A 15,852-nucleotide genomic window follows, 5' to 3' on the forward strand; every position below is an offset into this window, starting at 1 on the left:
GGTTTTTGTTATTCGAAAAAAAAAGGCCTATTTCTAATTAAAGAAATAGGCAGTAGGGAATTAAATCAGTCGGTTTTTAGCCGTGAATACATATTGATATCGATAAAGTTTCCTTTAGATTTTTCGTATTGTCTAAGAGTTCCTTCAAACTTGAAATCAAGTTTTTGTAAAACCTTGATTGAATTGACATTAGCGGGTTCTACTTTTGCCTCAATTCTATTCAGTTTTAAAGTTCCGAAAGCACATTCCAGTAACGCACTAATACCTTCTGGAGCAAATCCCATGCCCCAATAGGCTTTGGCAATGTCGTAACCAATCTCCGCCTTTGCATTGTCAAAATCTATAGCGTTAAATCCACACGTACCTATTATTTCATTCGAATCCCGTTCAATCATGCTGAAACGAACAGCTTTACCGGCCTGAGCCAAACCCTCAAGCAGTTCGATCATTTCTTTCGCCTGAGTTTCATGCGTAAAGCTGGATATGTTCATGAATTCAGTTACATGTGGATCAGACCATATTTTAAACAAGCTGGGTGAGTCTGAAGGTTCCATTCTTCTCAAATACAATCTTTTAGTATTCAGTTCTAGTATCAATTTTATTACCTCCAATATTTTTTAATCAGTTAGATAAAAAATATTGCCATCTGCGCATAGTTCAGTCCCTTCAAGGTTATAGATTTTATATTCAGATGATACCAGGAAAAGGAAAATAAAAAAACACCTACACATAAATTCGTGTAAGTGTCTGTATGTTGTTATGGCTGTATTGCTTATGTAAGCAGCCACATTGCCGTAGTTATTATAGAAAGTTTTAAACCACCACTCCTCAAAGTGGGTGTTCGCAAATGCTATCCTGTCTATCCTGAAGTCAAAAGAGTCCAGGCACGCCATTCCAACATCGATGTAAAACTCCCTGTATAAGTATAAAGGTTAAAACTTAATATTCGTACGTACAACGTAGCCTTATTGTTATCTTATAGTAAGTTAATGTGGAATGCAATAAAGTATGTTTTAAAAAAAAAGTCAAATAATTTGAATGGTTTTATTGAAGTTTTTCGAAATCAAAAGCTGGATTTATTACCAAAATAAAAAAGCCTTCCTTATATATTAGGAAGCCTTCCGTTATTATTCTGTATGCTGCTGTAAAATATTTTCTGTTAAAAGTGCAATATCGATGACTGTCTTTTCCGTTACAACATCCGATAAAATTTCGTTACGGAAATAGTCTACAGATACCGGCAGATCGATCAACAGTAACTTGCTTAGTGCAGTTTCATACATATGAACAAATTCTTTGTCGGTATTTCCTCGCTTCAGTTCTGAAAATGACTCGTAAAACTGATCCAGCTTATCAGCAAACTCAAGCAGTCGTCCTTCAATTGTATGATCCTTGCCTTCTTTCATACGGTCAAAAAATACGTCCTGTAAATCAAGCGGAATTTCTTCCAGAATAAATTTTTCCATCATTTTCTCTTCGACATGTGAAAGCATTTGCTTTAGTTCAACGCTTGCATGTTTGACAGGTGTTTTAATGTCCCCGATAAACACTTCGGCAAAGTCATGATTAATCGTCTTTTCATATAACGATTTCCAATCAATTTGACTGCCTGCACGTTCCTCCAATGTTGCAAAAAACATCGCATACTGCGAAACCTTCCACGAGTGTGCTGCCACATTATGCTCTTCAAATTTAAAGCGGCCCGGACAACGGATGATACGCTCTAAATCATTTAAACTGGTAAAAAACGTATGGATACCTATAATAATCACTCCTTTTTGTTTATATCATCATTGTACTATTAGTTATACCCGAAAAATGATTTTTTAAAAGTGTTTAACCGAAATTTAACGTGCGGTTTACATTAAGGGATGATGTTTTTCTAATTAAATGAAAAAAATTCTAAAAAGCGTATTCAATTGTCCAATTAAAGTTGGATTATCTAATATAGTATGAAGAATTTCTAAAATGTCTCCTCGTTTTGCTAATATGTGATTCAGAAGTGCCAATAACAGGAGTCTAATTTCTAATAACTAAAAAAATCTTCTAATATCTTCAATCCTGCCAAATGCAAAACCTGTATTTAAAAACAGAAAGGACGCTCACGTAAAATGATGAGCGTCCTTTCTTATTTTTAAAACTAAACCTGGACGTCAATCATTTGTCCTTTATAAGGGTGGGGTGCTGGAGTTGCTTGCGGTTGGGGCATTGCTTCAATCATTTGAATAGCGGTTGCCGCGCCGGTATTCATTGCCTTGTCTAAAATACTCATCTGCACAGTTTGCTGTAGCGAGGCGAGCTGAGCTGACATGATGGTGTTTAATTCCATAGTAAACCCTCCTTTTCATTTGTACTACCCGTAAAAGCCCGATTGGTTCGGGCCAACACGAAGTTGGTCACATAAATGTTGTCACAGGATGTGACGGTTTTAACTTGTGTTCCTCCAATCCGTAATGGGTGAAAAACCCCCTACTGGTTGAAGTTTCACTTTATCCCGCTTTAACGGGCAGTAAATTATCTGCCTCGAAAGCGTAGCGGCAGAGGCAAAGCTTCGGCTTCTAACTGGGAAATCAACTGCCCGTAAAAGCCCGATTGGTTCAACTAACAACCAGTAGGGGATGAACACCCCCTACTGGTTGAAGTTTTACTTTATATCGTCAAAATTGAAAGAATTATTAAAGGAATAGGCGGATTTGTAATAAGTCTGAAAACGAATTCCCATTTATTATTTCTTCTTTTCCTGTCACTTCGCAAAAAAATGGAAAATCTATGTATAAATCGCTTCAAATTTAGTAATAATTATCCAAAAGCTCTGCAATGTGCTTGTAATGGAGGGTTCATATCCGCGTCATCGTGTTGCAATGTATTTGCTGTAAGGTTAAAGCAGAGTCAAAACAAATTAAATTTATTTGGGAAATATGGAGGGACAGAAATTTGACAAAGAAAAAATTAATGGCAGTTCTATTGGCAGGAGTATTCGCTACAGGGGGGCTATTTGCATCTCAAGCTTCTGCAGATACTTATACAATCCAACCTGAAGATACACTTTATAAAATAAGTAAACAGTTTCAAACATCAGTTGAAGAGATAAAGGAATTGAACAATTTAAATAGTAATACAATTTTTGTTGGGGATACATTAAAAATTGGTGGTCATGATGAGAAAGTATATACGATTTCACCAGGGGATACGTTGTTCCATATTGCATTGGCCCATGATGCAACAGTTGATCAGTTACAAAAATGGAACAATATCGATTCAGATTTAATTTATGCGGGTGACGCCATTACAGTATCCGGATCTCAACAGGAGTATGCCAAGAGTGAAGTGAAAAGCGCGACAGGCGGTACACAAGCGAAAACTTCAACAAGTTCAGTTCCTGATACAGGAAGAACAATGACTGTTGAAGCGACAGCATACACAGCCTATTGTGAAGGATGTTCAGGTACAACGGCAAATGGTACGGATTTACGCGCCAATCCAAATTTAAAAGTAATTGCAGTAGACCCACGAATCATTCCGTTAGGGACAAAAGTTTGGGTTGAAGGATATGGGGAAGCCATTGCAGCTGACACAGGCGGGGCAATTAAGGGAAATAAAATTGATGTATTTATTCCAGATTTAGATAACGCCTACGAATGGGGCCGCCGTTCAGTAACAATCAAAATTTTAGACTAATATGAAAGAAGCCACTCAAATTTTGAGTGGCTTTTTTGTATAATCAGCCCTCTTTATTGAAATACTAGCTGCAAGGAGGGGATAGTGTGCGAGTAATTAGCTTATTTGTATGTGTACTATTATTAAGCGGATGTAATTTATTTCAAAAGGAAACCGTCCCGGTAAGTGCACCAGAAGCATTATCTGCGAAGGCGCAGATGTATGATACAAAGAACAACCTAGTTGGTGAAATCTTATTTAAAGAATCATCTAAAGGAGTCGAACTGACTGCTGTTTTAAATAATTTACCGCCGGGTGATCACGGAATCCATCTACATGAGTTTGGGAAGTGTGAACCTCCAAGCTTTGAATCGGCAGGTGCCCATTTCAATCCAACGAAAAAGCAGCATGGCGTCGATAATCCAGCAGGCCCACATTTAGGGGATCTTCCGAATATTACTGTGGATGATGCAGGTGAAGTGGAATTAAACTTTGTGACAGCCGATTTTACACTTGAAAAAGGGAAAGAAAATTCCCTGTTTGATGAAGATGGCACATCTGTTGTCATTCACGAAAAAGCAGACGATTATAAAACAGACCCATCAGGGAATTCGGGAGCTCGGATTGTATGTGGGGTAGTTAAGTAATAGTTAAAGCACGGAATCGAATGCTAAACACGAAAAATACCATTTTCTCCAAAAGTGAGAAAGGGTATTTTTTATTTTAAGTAATAAATTAGAAGTAGAAATGCAATTTGAGTTGTAGATATCATATATTAGAAAAATAAATTTATTCATTTATTATGCATAACATTACATTATTTGATAGAAGAAATTGATTTCGAAATTTAAAAAGTTAGTGAAAAACATCATTCTATAGCACTTTTATGCTTTTAATAGAAGATTAAAAAATACCGAATAATTAGACTTTTAAGATATTAATTGACTTTTGAATATTTGTGTATGTAAAATGAATTCTATAATAAGGTAAAAAGGGGGATAATTTCATGTTCAAGTCTAAAAATATGCTTTTCTTATTAGTGCTAAGTGCATTCATTTTAGTTCTGGCTGCATGTGGTGCAGATGATGAGGCTGAAACATCATCAGGTACTGAAACATCAACTGGTACTGACACAACGGATTCTGGTTCTGAAAAAGCAGATTTCGGGGATGTTAAATTTTTAAGTATTTTAACAGGTGGTACGCAAGGGACTTACTATCCATTAGGAGGAACATTTGCGGATTTAATTACAACGGATACAGGGGTAAAAACAACTGCTGAGGTATCACAAGCTTCAGCTGCCAACATGACAGCTTTAGCTGCAGGTGATGGTGAAGTTGCATTCGTTCAAACTGATATTGCTTACTATGCAACTCAAGGTACTTTAATGTTTGAAGGACAAAAAATTGACTCTGTAGTAGCATTAGGTGCTTTATATCCGGAAACAGTTCAATTAGTAACATTAGCGGATTCAGGCATTAAAACATTTGCAGATTTAAAAGGTAAAAAAGTTTCTGTAGGTGCACCAGGTTCTGGTACTTATGCAAATGCTGAGCAATTATTGGAAATCCATGGATTATCAATTGAAGATGATATTCAAGCACAAAACTTAGACTTCGGTGAATCTACTGATGGTATTCAATCAGGTCAAATTGATGCAGCATTCATTACAGCTGGTTACCCAACTGGTGCTGTAGAAGCTTTAAATGCTACAAATGGTGTACACATTATTCCGGTTGAAGCAGACAAAGCAGCAGAATTAATCGAGAAATACCCTTACTATGCAGTAGATAATATTCCTGCTGGCACATATGGTTTAGAAGCAGAAGTTCCTGCTGTTTCTGTAGGTGCAATGTTAGCGGTAAATAAAGACCTGCCAGAAGATTTAGTGTATGCAATGACAAAAGCAATCTATGATAATACAGATAAAATTGGTCATGCTAAAGGCGAATTTATTAAAGCTGAAACAGGCTTAGACGGAATCGGTATTGAAGTACACCCAGGTGCACAAAGATACTTTGACGAAGTAAAGTAATTAGGGAAAACTAAGGGCCTCTGTCGCAAAAAAAGCTTCAGAGGCCTTTGTTGTATTTTTATATTTAAGCGAGTGATCATCCAAATGAAAAAATGGATTTTTATCATCCTTGTTCTTCTAAGTATTATCGTTTGGTTTATTCCTTTTGAACGGAGCATAACTTTTACAGAGACAAGAGTAGAAAAGCCGGTTCAACACTTTTTGCCGTTAAAGAATGAAAATGAGTTCCAGCTGGTTTTCACCCATTCCATACATTTAACGGATGTGACAGAGAGCTATAAAGTGCTGCCTACAAATGAATTTCAGCTGCTTGCAATGGAATACACCGATGTAGCTATTGGGATGCCCGGACATGCAGAGGAAGGGCAGACTCTTCATTATGAAGATGGTGTTTATACACTTCAATACAACGATGCAAAATTAGAAGAATTTACGTTACATATTGGGAATGTCAACTATAAATTAAATCTTCAGCATAAAGGCATAGTCATTCCTTTAAAAAAGCATTTAGTACGTGGGAAATCCTATTTAGTAACAATTAAAAGATTGTCTTTATATGACAAATTGAAAGGAGTCGAATTAGATGACTGACAAAAAAGCGGCTTTAGATCCTGGAGCTTTACACGAATCACTTACTTTGGAACAGCAGCAGGAATTATTGGAAAAATACGATTTGGAATCGAATCAGCGTAACCCTCAAAATTTCATGAAGCATATTATCTATTTTGGTTTGCTGGCATTTACACTTTTTCAAGTATACACGGCAATTTTCGGACAGTTTCCAGCGCAAATCCAGCGTACGGTTCACCTAGGATTTGCACTGACGTTTGTGTTTCTATTATTCCCGGCAAGCCGTAAGCTATCAAAACGGACAATTCCGTTTTATGACTATATTTTAGCTGTTATTGCTATTGTTGTAGGGAGTTATTGGGTAATCAATTATGACCGGCTTGTTCAAAGTTTAGGTCAACTTCAAACAATGGATTTCTATATTGGAATTCTGGCGGTAATTATCGTATTGGAAGGTGCCCGTAGAGCGGTAGGATTGCCGATCACAATAATTGCCGGGCTGTTTTTACTTTACGCATTTTACGGTCCGTATATGCCGGACTTTATGGCACACCGCGGGCAAAGCTTAGATAGCATTGTAAACTTGATGTTCTTCTCGACAGACGGGATTTTAGGGACACCATTGGCAGTATCTTCTACATTTATTTTCGCGTTCCTATTATTCGGCGCGTTCCTTGTAAAAACGGGGGTAGGGGAATACTTCAATGACTTAGCGATTTCGGTTGCCGGAAAATTAGTAGGTGGTCCTGCCAAAGTAGCGATTTTCTCATCTGCCCTGCAAGGCACAATTTCAGGAAGTTCTGTAGCGAATGTAGTAACTTCCGGATCATATACGATTCCGATGATGAAACGTCTCGGCTACAATAAAAACTTTGCTGGTGCAGTAGAAGCATCGGCATCAACAGGTGGTCAGTTAATGCCGCCGATTATGGGTGCTGCAGCATTCTTAATGGTTGAGTTTATCGGTCGTGATGTTACGTATTGGGATATTGCCAAGGCAGCTGCCATTCCGGCAATTTTATACTTTACAGGTATTTGGATCATGACACACTTTGAAGCGAAGCGTTTAGGATTACGTGGCTTAAAAGATGAAGAGATGCCGGATCGCTCTAAAGTATTCAAGAAAATCTATTTACTTATTCCAATTGTATTAATTATCATCCTCATGATGTCTGGTGTACCGGTAATTCATGCGGCGCTATACGGTATTATCTCCTGTATCATCGTCGGGTTTATTAATCCGGATGTGAAATTCGGTCTTAAAGAAATTATCGATGGAATGGTTGATGGTGCACGTTCGGCATTAGCAGTAGCTGCTGCAACAGCTTGTGCGGGTATCATCGTCGGTGTTGTTGTAAAGACAGGTCTAGGGCTGTCTCTTGCAAACAGCTTAGTAAAATTAGCAGGGGGCAGTATTCTCCTTACATTATTCTTTGTAATGATTGCTTCGTTAATTTTAGGTATGGGTGCACCGACAACGGCAAACTATGTTATTACATCAACGATTGCTGCACCGGCTATCATTGCATTACTTGCACCGGATGTACCGGCAAGTGCAGCTCCACTGATTGTAGTTTTATCAGCGCACTTCTTCGTGTTCTATTTCGGTATTATAGCCGATATTACACCACCTGTTGCGCTCGCCGCCTTTGCAGCATCCGGTATTTCAGGAGGAGATCCGATTCGTACCGGTGTGAACTCCGCGAAGCTTGCCATCGCGGCATTCATTATTCCGTATATGATTGTCTTCTCACCGGCATTGCTTATGATTGATGTAACGATCTGGCAAATCTTATGGGTAGTGTTTACTGCAGTCATGGGTATGATTGCAATAGGTGTCGGAATTATTGGCTACTGGTATCGCCCTGTGAGCTGGATTGAACGCATTGTTTTATTGGCAGCAGGTTTAGCGATGATTTATCCTGAATCATTATCGGATACAATTGGACTTATTGTATTTGGAATTATGTTCGTGATTCAATACGTTACTAGAAATAAAGAAAACGGTTCAAAAGTGGCCATTTCATAAAAAAGAGAGCGTCTGAATATTTAATTCAGGCGCTTTTCTATTTATCTCGAAAATAGATAGATTTAATACTTTTTATGCATTAAGTGCATTTATTTGTTGATTTTCTTGAAAATCCATTATATTATTTAAATTAATTAAAAATTCAAATAATTAAAGGGGAGAAATAATATGTCAACACTTTTAAAGTCGACGTTTGAAACATACTTATTTGACGAAGAGGTGGAATTTGAGTTAGCCGAGCAGCAAGAGGTAACGGAAAGTGAAGAACGCACTCAATATCCCCAAGGGTTTTTCTCAAGCTTATAAAGGAGTTTTTAAAATGAATTTAAAAATATTACGGCGTCTATCCAGCGAAACTATTTGGATAGATGTCGTTTTTTTAGGCACTAATAATGTAGTATGCGAAAATTGTACTGTATAATAGAAGTACTAAATAATATTCGAGGTGCGTTTCATGTTAGCGGTTAATTCTACGGAACAAATGATTTTTGATTGGTTTCAATATTTCCATGCAAACCCTGAAGTAAGCTGGAAGGAGATAAAAACAACAGCAAAATTAGCAGAAATTTTAGATGATATGGGCGTAAGCTATAAAAAATTTAACGATGTGACTGGCCTTGTCGCGGAAATCGGAAAAGGCGAAGAAACAATTGCGGTTCGCGCGGATATTGATGCACTATGGCAGGAAGTGGATGGCGTTATGCAGGCAAATCACTCTTGTGGACATGATGCAAATATATCGATTGTTTTAGGTGCGCTCTATGCATTAAAGAATGAACCTTTGAAAAAGAAAATCCGATTTATTTTTCAACCGGCTGAAGAAACAGGTGGCGGGGCATTGGCGATGATTGATCGCGGTGTAATGGAAAATGTTACCCATTTATTCGGTGTTCATTTACGTCCTATGGAAGAGCTGCCATTAGGGAAAGTATCACCCGCAATCTATCATGGTGCTGCAGCATTCTTAACTGGGACAATTACTGGTATTGATGCACATGGCGCTCGTCCGCACCAGGGAAAAAATGCGATTGATGTCGTCGTAGCGATTCAGCAAATGCTGAAAAATATTCATGTCGATCCATTTGAAGTATACTCTGCGAAGATAACAAAAATTGTAGCAGATGGCGGAAGCGTCAATATTATTCCGGGTAATGCGACCTTCTCGATCGATGTGCGTGCACAGAAAAATGAAGTCTTGGCGCAAGTACAGCAGGAAGTTGATAAAGGCTTGAAACAAATTGCGGAGATGTTCGATACTGGGCTGGCATGGAATTGGATGGATGTTACACCAGGTGCGGAAGTATCATCCGAAGCGGCTGCAATTGCAGAACGCTCGATTGTTGAAGCACTTGGAGAGCAAAGTTTAGCACCGGCAGTGATGACACCGGGAAGCGATGACTTCCATTTCTATACGATCAAAAATACTGAGTTGAAGGCAACGATGATCGGCGTTGGTGCAGATCTTGGTCCTGGACTCCATCATCCGAAAATGACCTTTGATGCAAAGGCATTGCTTGATGGCGCCAAAGTAATAGCAACAACATTGAAAAACAGTGCAACGAAATAAGAAGGTAGGGCGATGCTATGAAGTTTATAGCATCGCTTTTGTTTTGCGCTTGAATGGTTGCCGTGATATTAGAAAAGTTAACCCGGATATAAGACAAACGGCGATACTTATTAGAAGATCGGGTACCTATATTGGAACATCTCGGCCCTTTATCGGAACATCGGCCCTTTATTAGAACATCAGGAGTTTATTAGAACTTTTCAAGCGATATTAGAAAAAGTATGCCATTTATTAGAAAAACGTGCCTCCAGCAATCCGGACCAAATAAAAAAGTGCCGCGATTACTTGGCGGCACTTAAAACAAAACCTTATTTCATCGGGCAAAATCCGCAAGCCATTAAGCCTGGGATGTCTTTTGAAAAACAGCAGCTTTTGCGGACAGGCTGATTGATGAGAGCGGAAGGGCTTTTTCCGCCTGTATAATTTAAAAACAGCGATTTGTCCGAGAAGTAGCGCCAAACATTTTTATCTTCAAGCATGTCCAAGTCCTCGAAAGCGCGGTCAGCCAATGCCGGATTTTCGAGTAATGTATGGAAGTGCCAAAGCATGTATCCGAAAATATTTTCCCATAAAGTAAGCGGCGAAATGGACGTTGTTTTACGCAACTGGCCAATGACGACCGATGTCTTATATAAAATGTCCGTCATCACTCGTTCGCGCTCATCATCTTCCACATAGCGGAAATCATTTGGGTTTATATACATCCCGAGTGTATGAATGCCGAACTCCTGTACAATAGCAAAGCGCAGATCTTCAGGCTTGCCGTCCCAAACTTCATCATACGTAGTCAGCATATAAAACTGCATTGCGACAAACATGCCGTAGCGACGTCCGAAGTGGGAAATGGCTGCAGCTTCTGTAGCAGCATTTGTAATGCCCATCATTAAATTGCGGAAATCCGTCAAATAGAAGTCTTTATGTAGATTCGCCAATGTAAATAATGGACGGTCAGGTTCTTCGGTAAAAATACTATAGGAATTTAATTGTCGTACTTGATCATAAGAAAGTGCAGGCATACATATCACCTTTTCTAAAAAAATATTTATATTTACTATACCATTTCTCTTCCCAAACGAGGTGAAAAACGCTAAAATGAATAAAACAGATAAGAAAGGTTGGTTTTTAATGACGAAACCGATTTCTATACCAAGACCATTAGTTCGTGTAAATCAGTGGGTAATATTTTTATCAGTCGTTGTCACATGGGTGTCAGGACAATTCTGGATTTTGGGCATTCCGTTAATTGCAAATTTACTTGGGATTTTCACCGGGTTTAATCCAATTATGCGCTTTGCAAAATTGTTTTTAACGAAAGATATTAAGTCATATATTCCTGAAGAGATCGGACAGCAAAAGTTCAATTCAGCGGTTGCGAGCCTATGTCTGGCAGGCGGAATAGCAGGGTTTGCCTTTAATCTGCCAGTCGTTGCCTATAGCTTTACGATTATGGTGGCAGTTGCATCATTTGTAGCAATTTTAGGCTTTTGTATCGGTTGCTTTATGTTGTTCCAATACAAACAGTACCAATATCGCCGTTCATTAAAAAATACTTAAAAAGATTTTTGGAAACGGGTTGACAATGATACTGATAATCATTATCATTATAACTGTAGCAAGAGCTTATTTGTAATACAGTACAAATAAGTCTGAGCTAACAACTTTTCTCCAGGAGTTTGTTAGCTCAGCCATAGCGTTCTAAACCCCCTCATTTAGAATGTAAGTTTGACTGTGTGTCAGACACTGAGTTTTTCACCCTTTATATTTTTCTTCTAGTTTTTCTTCCTTTGTTGGGAGACCCATTGCCCGTGTCGCTTACAGATACGGGTATTTTTGTGTATAAAAAAATTTCTAAAACTTTTTTGAAACTTATTTTGAATTTCTCCGTCTGTACGTTGCTTCAATAAAAAACGTAGGCGGAGGAAATGATGAAAAAGTTAATTGCAGTAGGGTTTATCGCTATATGCGTATTATTCCTGACAATTGAATATAGAGGTTCTAGTGAAAAGATTGAACGAGCGGTTGCAAACGAAAAAGAAATGGCAGGTAGAGAAAATGGAACCCAAATAGAACAGGCAACACATCTATTTGAAAAAGTTATCGTCCTGAATGAGGAACAACCGATTTATATAAAAGATAATACGCTCACTGAAATTGGAGTGGGACATCCGAATACTTCTTTTGCAATTGTAGGTGAAGATGAGCTTTACTATGAACTACGATTCGGAAAAATTTCAGCCTTCATAAAAAAAGGTAGTGCCACTGTAGAAAAGCGATCGCTTCAGACGTTAGTAAATACAGAAATAACAAACTCAATCAAAACGACAGAACAAACAAAAGTATATGAAGAAAAAAATCTTACGAGCAGTGTGTTGCTGCAGCTTTCACAAGGGTTTCGCTACCCGATAGTGGGGGAGGTTGATGGGTGGTTTGTCATCAAAGTAGGAGAACGTGCCGGTTATATACATAAATCATCAGTTGAAATAGATGAAGGAATTCCAGTTTTAGTGTATCATCATATTTTGCCGAAAGAAGAAATGGTGACAAGTACAAGTACGGTTTCTGTGCAATCATTTGAACAGCAAATGGCCTTTTTAGCTGAAGAGCAATTTACAACAATTTCGACAACACAGCTTTATGATTATTTGGAAGGTCGCCATATTTTACCGGTTAATTCAATTCTCATTACATTTGATGATGGTTTATTATCGACGAAGGTCTATGCCTATCCAATTTTAAAGGAACATGGATTTTCAGCGGTACAGCATATTATATCTTCTCGTACAGGACGATTTGAAGGCGAACAAGTATTTGACGGCAATGGACCGCTCCAATTTTTCACAGCCGATGAGATGCAGCAAATGACGGACGTTTTTCAGTTCGAAGCGCACACACATAACTTGCATCAGTTCAGTAAAGGAGCAGGAATCGCATTAGAGATGTCGTCTGCTGACATTGCGATGGATTTGCAGCAAAATGTTAATATGCTGACGGATGCAATTTCTTTAGCGTATCCATTCGGTCATTACGATGAAGATATGATCGAAGCGATGAAGGAAGTAGGGCTGTTAATCGGTTTTACGACAAATGAAGGTTATGCTAATATGCAACAATCAAACTATGAGGTCAATCGATTCGGCATAACTGAAAATAAAACATTTGAACAGTTCACGTCCTATGTAAAGGGGGTGAACTGGTCTTAGAAATATAAGAAGGTGTTAATCGTTACATGAGAGAATTTGATGCAATTGTTGATGAGCACACGCGTTATTTAGTACGCATCGCTTATTTGTACGTTAAAAATTGGGCTACCGCCGAGGACATCGTACAGGAAGTATTTGTAACATACTTTCAGAAGAGCGACCAGTTTCGAAATGAGGCGTCATTGAAAACGTATTTAACAAAAATGACAGCAAATCGTGCAAAAGATTATTTACGCTCATGGAAGCATAAAAAGGATGTTGTTTTTGAGACGATTTTTGCTCAAACAAAAGGTACGGATGAAGAAGTTATACAAAAAGAGCATCTTGCATCACTTGAACAGAAGTTATTCCAGCTACCACTGAAATATCGTGAGCCGCTCATTTTATTTTATTATGACGAACAGTCCATTGCCGATATTGCACAGTATTTACAGCTGAATGAAAATACGGTGAAAACACGTTTGCGTCGAGCAAAGCAACAATTGAAAGAGTTTTTTAGCGAAGAGGGATTGGAGGAATGATGCATGGATCCATTTAAAAAACAACTGGATGAAATGATGGGTGATACACGCTTGCAGGAAAGTCGTATTAAGCAACGTGTGAAATCTGAATTGACTCCGCCCGCCCGAAAACAGAAACGTTCATGGCATGTTCAATTAGTGACGGCAGCTGTTGCAGCAGTTGCGGTATTCCTATTTATGACGGCCGTTCCTTTTACGCAAAATTCGGGGAATGAAGGACGGGGTGCTCCTTATGACCCGCTTGATGATTTAGCGGAAATTGCTACTCTTCAAAAAAAGGAGCAATTATCAACAATCGATTATGATTCCTTTGCACAGCTACCAGTGCTGGAACAATTATCGGATTTACAGTATGTAGATAAAGAAACCTTTACACTTGCAGGGAAAAAGGGACTTTACCATACAGTGATAGAACGTCAGGAAAATTTATTTGATGAAGCTGTATATGAAGCAGGCGATGTTGTACGAACGATGACAAATACGAGCAGTCATTTACCAATTTACGAAAACGCCTATTATGAAGTAGTCGCTGTTCCAGGAGACCGTGTCGTTTTGCAGGACGGCAAGCTAACGGTAAATGGGAAACCTGTAAGATCGGAATTAAAAGAATTGTATGAGGAAAACGGCAATACGATTGCAGGAGGCTACGATCAATTATTAAATGCGCGTGAATACTTTTTGGTGAATCATTTCCCGGCAGAAAATACAATGCAGGCAGGAACAATTACCGCTGTGCATAAAATTTACGGGGAAGTCGTAGCATTGGCAGAGCAAAGTACAACAGCATCAATTTATTTTGGTTTAGAAAACGACTATTCACCAGAACAATATTTTGATCTTTATTTGTATGATCAGATTTTTGGAGATGGGTCAATTAGTGAAAGGTTAACTGCTAGTGACATTCCATTTCCGCATTCGAACCGTTTAGGTGAACTGTTTTTGGAAGCATCTTACCGAAATGTTACGTATTTATCCGAATCGGAAGTGGAAATACGCTACCAGTATGACCGTGAATCTGTTGGGGAATATGTATTCAAAATGTATAAAAATCCGACCGGCATTTGGCAGTGGGGAATGTAGGAAAAAGGGGTAGTGACGAAGATGTCGCTACCCTTTTTCATTTGCTGTTTGTAATCGTTTATTCATAAGTACTGTGTGATAGCTATGTAGCAGCATGCCGATAATGATGACCGCCAGTCCGATTAAAGCAATCGGCTGCGGGAGTGGTACACTTAGTAAAATCATTTCACCGACCATCGCAAAAAGAACTTCTGTCGATTGTGTTGCTTCAACTGCTGCCAGTTTTCCTTGGTCATGGCGTACACGGTCTGTAGCGATAAAGAATAGTATCGTGGCAATGACGCCCGAAGAAACAGCAACGAGCAGTGATTGATACACTTGGCTCGCGGATGGAAGGCCAACAGTAAACAATGCATAGATTGCAAGCAAGATCCATGCAGGCAAGGAAGCGATTGTCATCCCTAGAACCCGTTGAAACGGATCCACTCTACCGCCGCAAAGTTCCATCATTTTCCGGTTGCCGAGAGGGTAGGCAAATGCCGCAACGACAACGGGTAGTATACCGAGGAGCAGGCTATCCATTGAAACCGATTGTGCTTGCGGAATTTGGATAAGCAAAATCCCGAATAGAATAATGCCTGAGATGCCGAGTGAAATAAGCGGGATTTTTGCCCTGATGTTTTTTCCGGCGATGGACGTTATGAAAAGGGGGGCAAGCAATACACCTGCTACAATCGTAAATTGCCATGTACCTGATACGAGCCAGCCTGGACCGAATGCCGCGGCAAATGTAAGCGGCGCATAAAATAATACAAACCCGACAAAGCTCCAAATGAGCCACGCACCTGGATGTTCTTTCATTTCACTCGATAAAATACGAAATCCGACTTTTCCCCGAATCGCGACAATGGCAATAAGAAAAGGAAGCATGAAGAAATAGCGGAGCGAAGAACTCCATAGCCAGCTGCCGCCTTCCAATTCCATTGAATGATTCAATACAAATGTAACCGCAAAAAATAAAGCCGCTAAAATGCCAATCAGTATTTCCTTCATAACACACCTCACTTAACTGTATTGAATTTTCTGTCTATTAAGTATACAAAAAAATGAAGCGAAAGTAATCGCTCCATTCAATTTCATTCATTATATTTTTGCCGTTGTATCGGGTCCTCCAATGTCTGAGGCTCACACGATGTGAGTCATTGGGGGCATGCCAAAAGGACGTGGCGTTTTGCCCACTCGGAGTTGGACGG

General features: G+C 39.0%; 16 protein-coding genes and 1 other RNA gene. 11 read left to right on the forward strand and 6 right to left on the reverse strand.

Going from position 1 to position 15,852, the window contains the following annotated elements:
* Positions 1-65: 65 nt before the first annotated feature.
* The 4 genes from MKY07_RS01675 to MKY07_RS01690 all read right to left on the reverse strand — a co-directional run bounded on the left by MKY07_RS01675 (position 66) and on the right by MKY07_RS01690 (position 2,329).
* The gene (locus MKY07_RS01675) at positions 66-596 is read right to left on the reverse strand and encodes a GNAT family protein (RefSeq protein ID WP_339263608.1); all 531 of its coding nucleotides are present in this window, start codon (positions 594-596) and stop codon (positions 66-68) included.
* Positions 597-777: 181 nt separating this feature from the next.
* Positions 778-969: non-coding RNA, 6S RNA (ssrS, locus tag MKY07_RS01680), on the reverse strand.
* Positions 970-1,127: 158 nt separating this feature from the next.
* Complete coding sequence (locus MKY07_RS01685; protein ID WP_008406231.1) at positions 1,128-1,772, reverse strand: YfbR-like 5'-deoxynucleotidase; 645 nt, start codon at positions 1,770-1,772, stop codon at positions 1,128-1,130.
* Between the two features lie 368 nt (positions 1,773-2,140).
* Entirely contained in the window at positions 2,141-2,329 is a 189-nt protein-coding gene (locus MKY07_RS01690) for a YjfB family protein (protein ID WP_014824897.1), read from the reverse strand.
* A 605-nt stretch (positions 2,330-2,934) separates the two neighbouring features.
* Here MKY07_RS01690 and MKY07_RS01695 point away from each other — a divergent pair.
* From MKY07_RS01695 to MKY07_RS01725, 7 genes are all read left to right on the forward strand, one after another.
* The gene (locus tag MKY07_RS01695) at positions 2,935-3,678 is read left to right on the forward strand and encodes a 3D domain-containing protein (protein WP_014824896.1); all 744 of its coding nucleotides are present in this window, start codon (positions 2,935-2,937) and stop codon (positions 3,676-3,678) included.
* An 86-nt stretch (positions 3,679-3,764) separates the two neighbouring features.
* On the forward strand, positions 3,765-4,304 hold the full coding sequence (locus MKY07_RS01700; RefSeq protein WP_087617141.1) for a superoxide dismutase family protein: 540 nt from the start codon (positions 3,765-3,767) through the stop codon (positions 4,302-4,304).
* A 359-nt stretch (positions 4,305-4,663) separates the two neighbouring features.
* The gene (locus MKY07_RS01705; RefSeq protein WP_008406235.1) at positions 4,664-5,692 is read left to right on the forward strand and encodes a TAXI family TRAP transporter solute-binding subunit; all 1,029 of its coding nucleotides are present in this window, start codon (positions 4,664-4,666) and stop codon (positions 5,690-5,692) included.
* Positions 5,693-5,776: 84 nt separating this feature from the next.
* A complete protein-coding gene (locus MKY07_RS01710; RefSeq protein WP_014824894.1) occupies positions 5,777-6,283 on the forward strand; it encodes a DUF1850 domain-containing protein in 507 nt (168 codons plus the stop codon).
* On the forward strand, positions 6,276-8,291 hold the full coding sequence (locus MKY07_RS01715; RefSeq protein WP_339263609.1) for a TRAP transporter permease: 2,016 nt from the start codon (positions 6,276-6,278) through the stop codon (positions 8,289-8,291). The genes MKY07_RS01710 and MKY07_RS01715 overlap by 8 nt, the downstream gene beginning before the upstream one ends.
* Positions 8,292-8,459: 168 nt before the next feature.
* Complete coding sequence (locus MKY07_RS01720) at positions 8,460-8,597, forward strand: hypothetical protein (RefSeq protein ID WP_014824892.1); 138 nt, start codon at positions 8,460-8,462, stop codon at positions 8,595-8,597.
* 148 nt (positions 8,598-8,745) lie between these two features.
* On the forward strand, positions 8,746-9,858 hold the full coding sequence (locus MKY07_RS01725) for an amidohydrolase (RefSeq protein ID WP_014824890.1): 1,113 nt from the start codon (positions 8,746-8,748) through the stop codon (positions 9,856-9,858).
* Positions 9,859-10,166: 308 nt separating this feature from the next.
* Here the strand turns inward: MKY07_RS01725 and MKY07_RS01730 are convergent, their stop codons facing one another.
* Positions 10,167-10,874, reverse strand: a complete 708-nt coding sequence (locus MKY07_RS01730; protein WP_014824888.1) for a Fe-S oxidoreductase — start codon at positions 10,872-10,874, stop codon at positions 10,167-10,169.
* A gap of 109 nt (positions 10,875-10,983) precedes the next feature.
* Here MKY07_RS01730 and MKY07_RS01735 point away from each other — a divergent pair, with 109 nt between their 5' ends.
* From MKY07_RS01735 to MKY07_RS01750, 4 genes are all read left to right on the forward strand, one after another.
* Positions 10,984-11,412, forward strand: a complete 429-nt coding sequence (locus tag MKY07_RS01735; RefSeq protein ID WP_065217561.1) for a DUF4395 domain-containing protein — start codon at positions 10,984-10,986, stop codon at positions 11,410-11,412.
* 371 nt (positions 11,413-11,783) lie between these two features.
* Complete coding sequence (locus tag MKY07_RS01740; protein WP_339263610.1) at positions 11,784-13,058, forward strand: polysaccharide deacetylase family protein; 1,275 nt, start codon at positions 11,784-11,786, stop codon at positions 13,056-13,058.
* Positions 13,059-13,084: 26 nt separating this feature from the next.
* The gene (locus MKY07_RS01745; RefSeq protein ID WP_008406246.1) at positions 13,085-13,579 is read left to right on the forward strand and encodes a sigma-70 family RNA polymerase sigma factor; all 495 of its coding nucleotides are present in this window, start codon (positions 13,085-13,087) and stop codon (positions 13,577-13,579) included.
* A 3-nt stretch (positions 13,580-13,582) separates the two neighbouring features.
* Positions 13,583-14,659 carry a S26 family signal peptidase gene (locus tag MKY07_RS01750; RefSeq protein WP_339263611.1) on the forward strand — a complete coding sequence of 359 codons (1,077 nt, stop codon included), beginning with the start codon at positions 13,583-13,585 and terminating at the stop codon, positions 14,657-14,659.
* A 27-nt stretch (positions 14,660-14,686) separates the two neighbouring features.
* Here MKY07_RS01750 and MKY07_RS01755 read toward each other — a convergent pair whose 3' ends face one another.
* A complete protein-coding gene (locus MKY07_RS01755) occupies positions 14,687-15,652 on the reverse strand; it encodes a multidrug resistance efflux transporter family protein (RefSeq protein WP_339263613.1) in 966 nt (321 codons plus the stop codon).
* Positions 15,653-15,852 lie beyond the last annotated feature (200 nt).

Source organism: Solibacillus sp. FSL W7-1472 (assembly GCF_037969775.1).
GTDB lineage: Bacteria > Bacillota > Bacilli > Bacillales_A > Planococcaceae > Solibacillus > Solibacillus silvestris.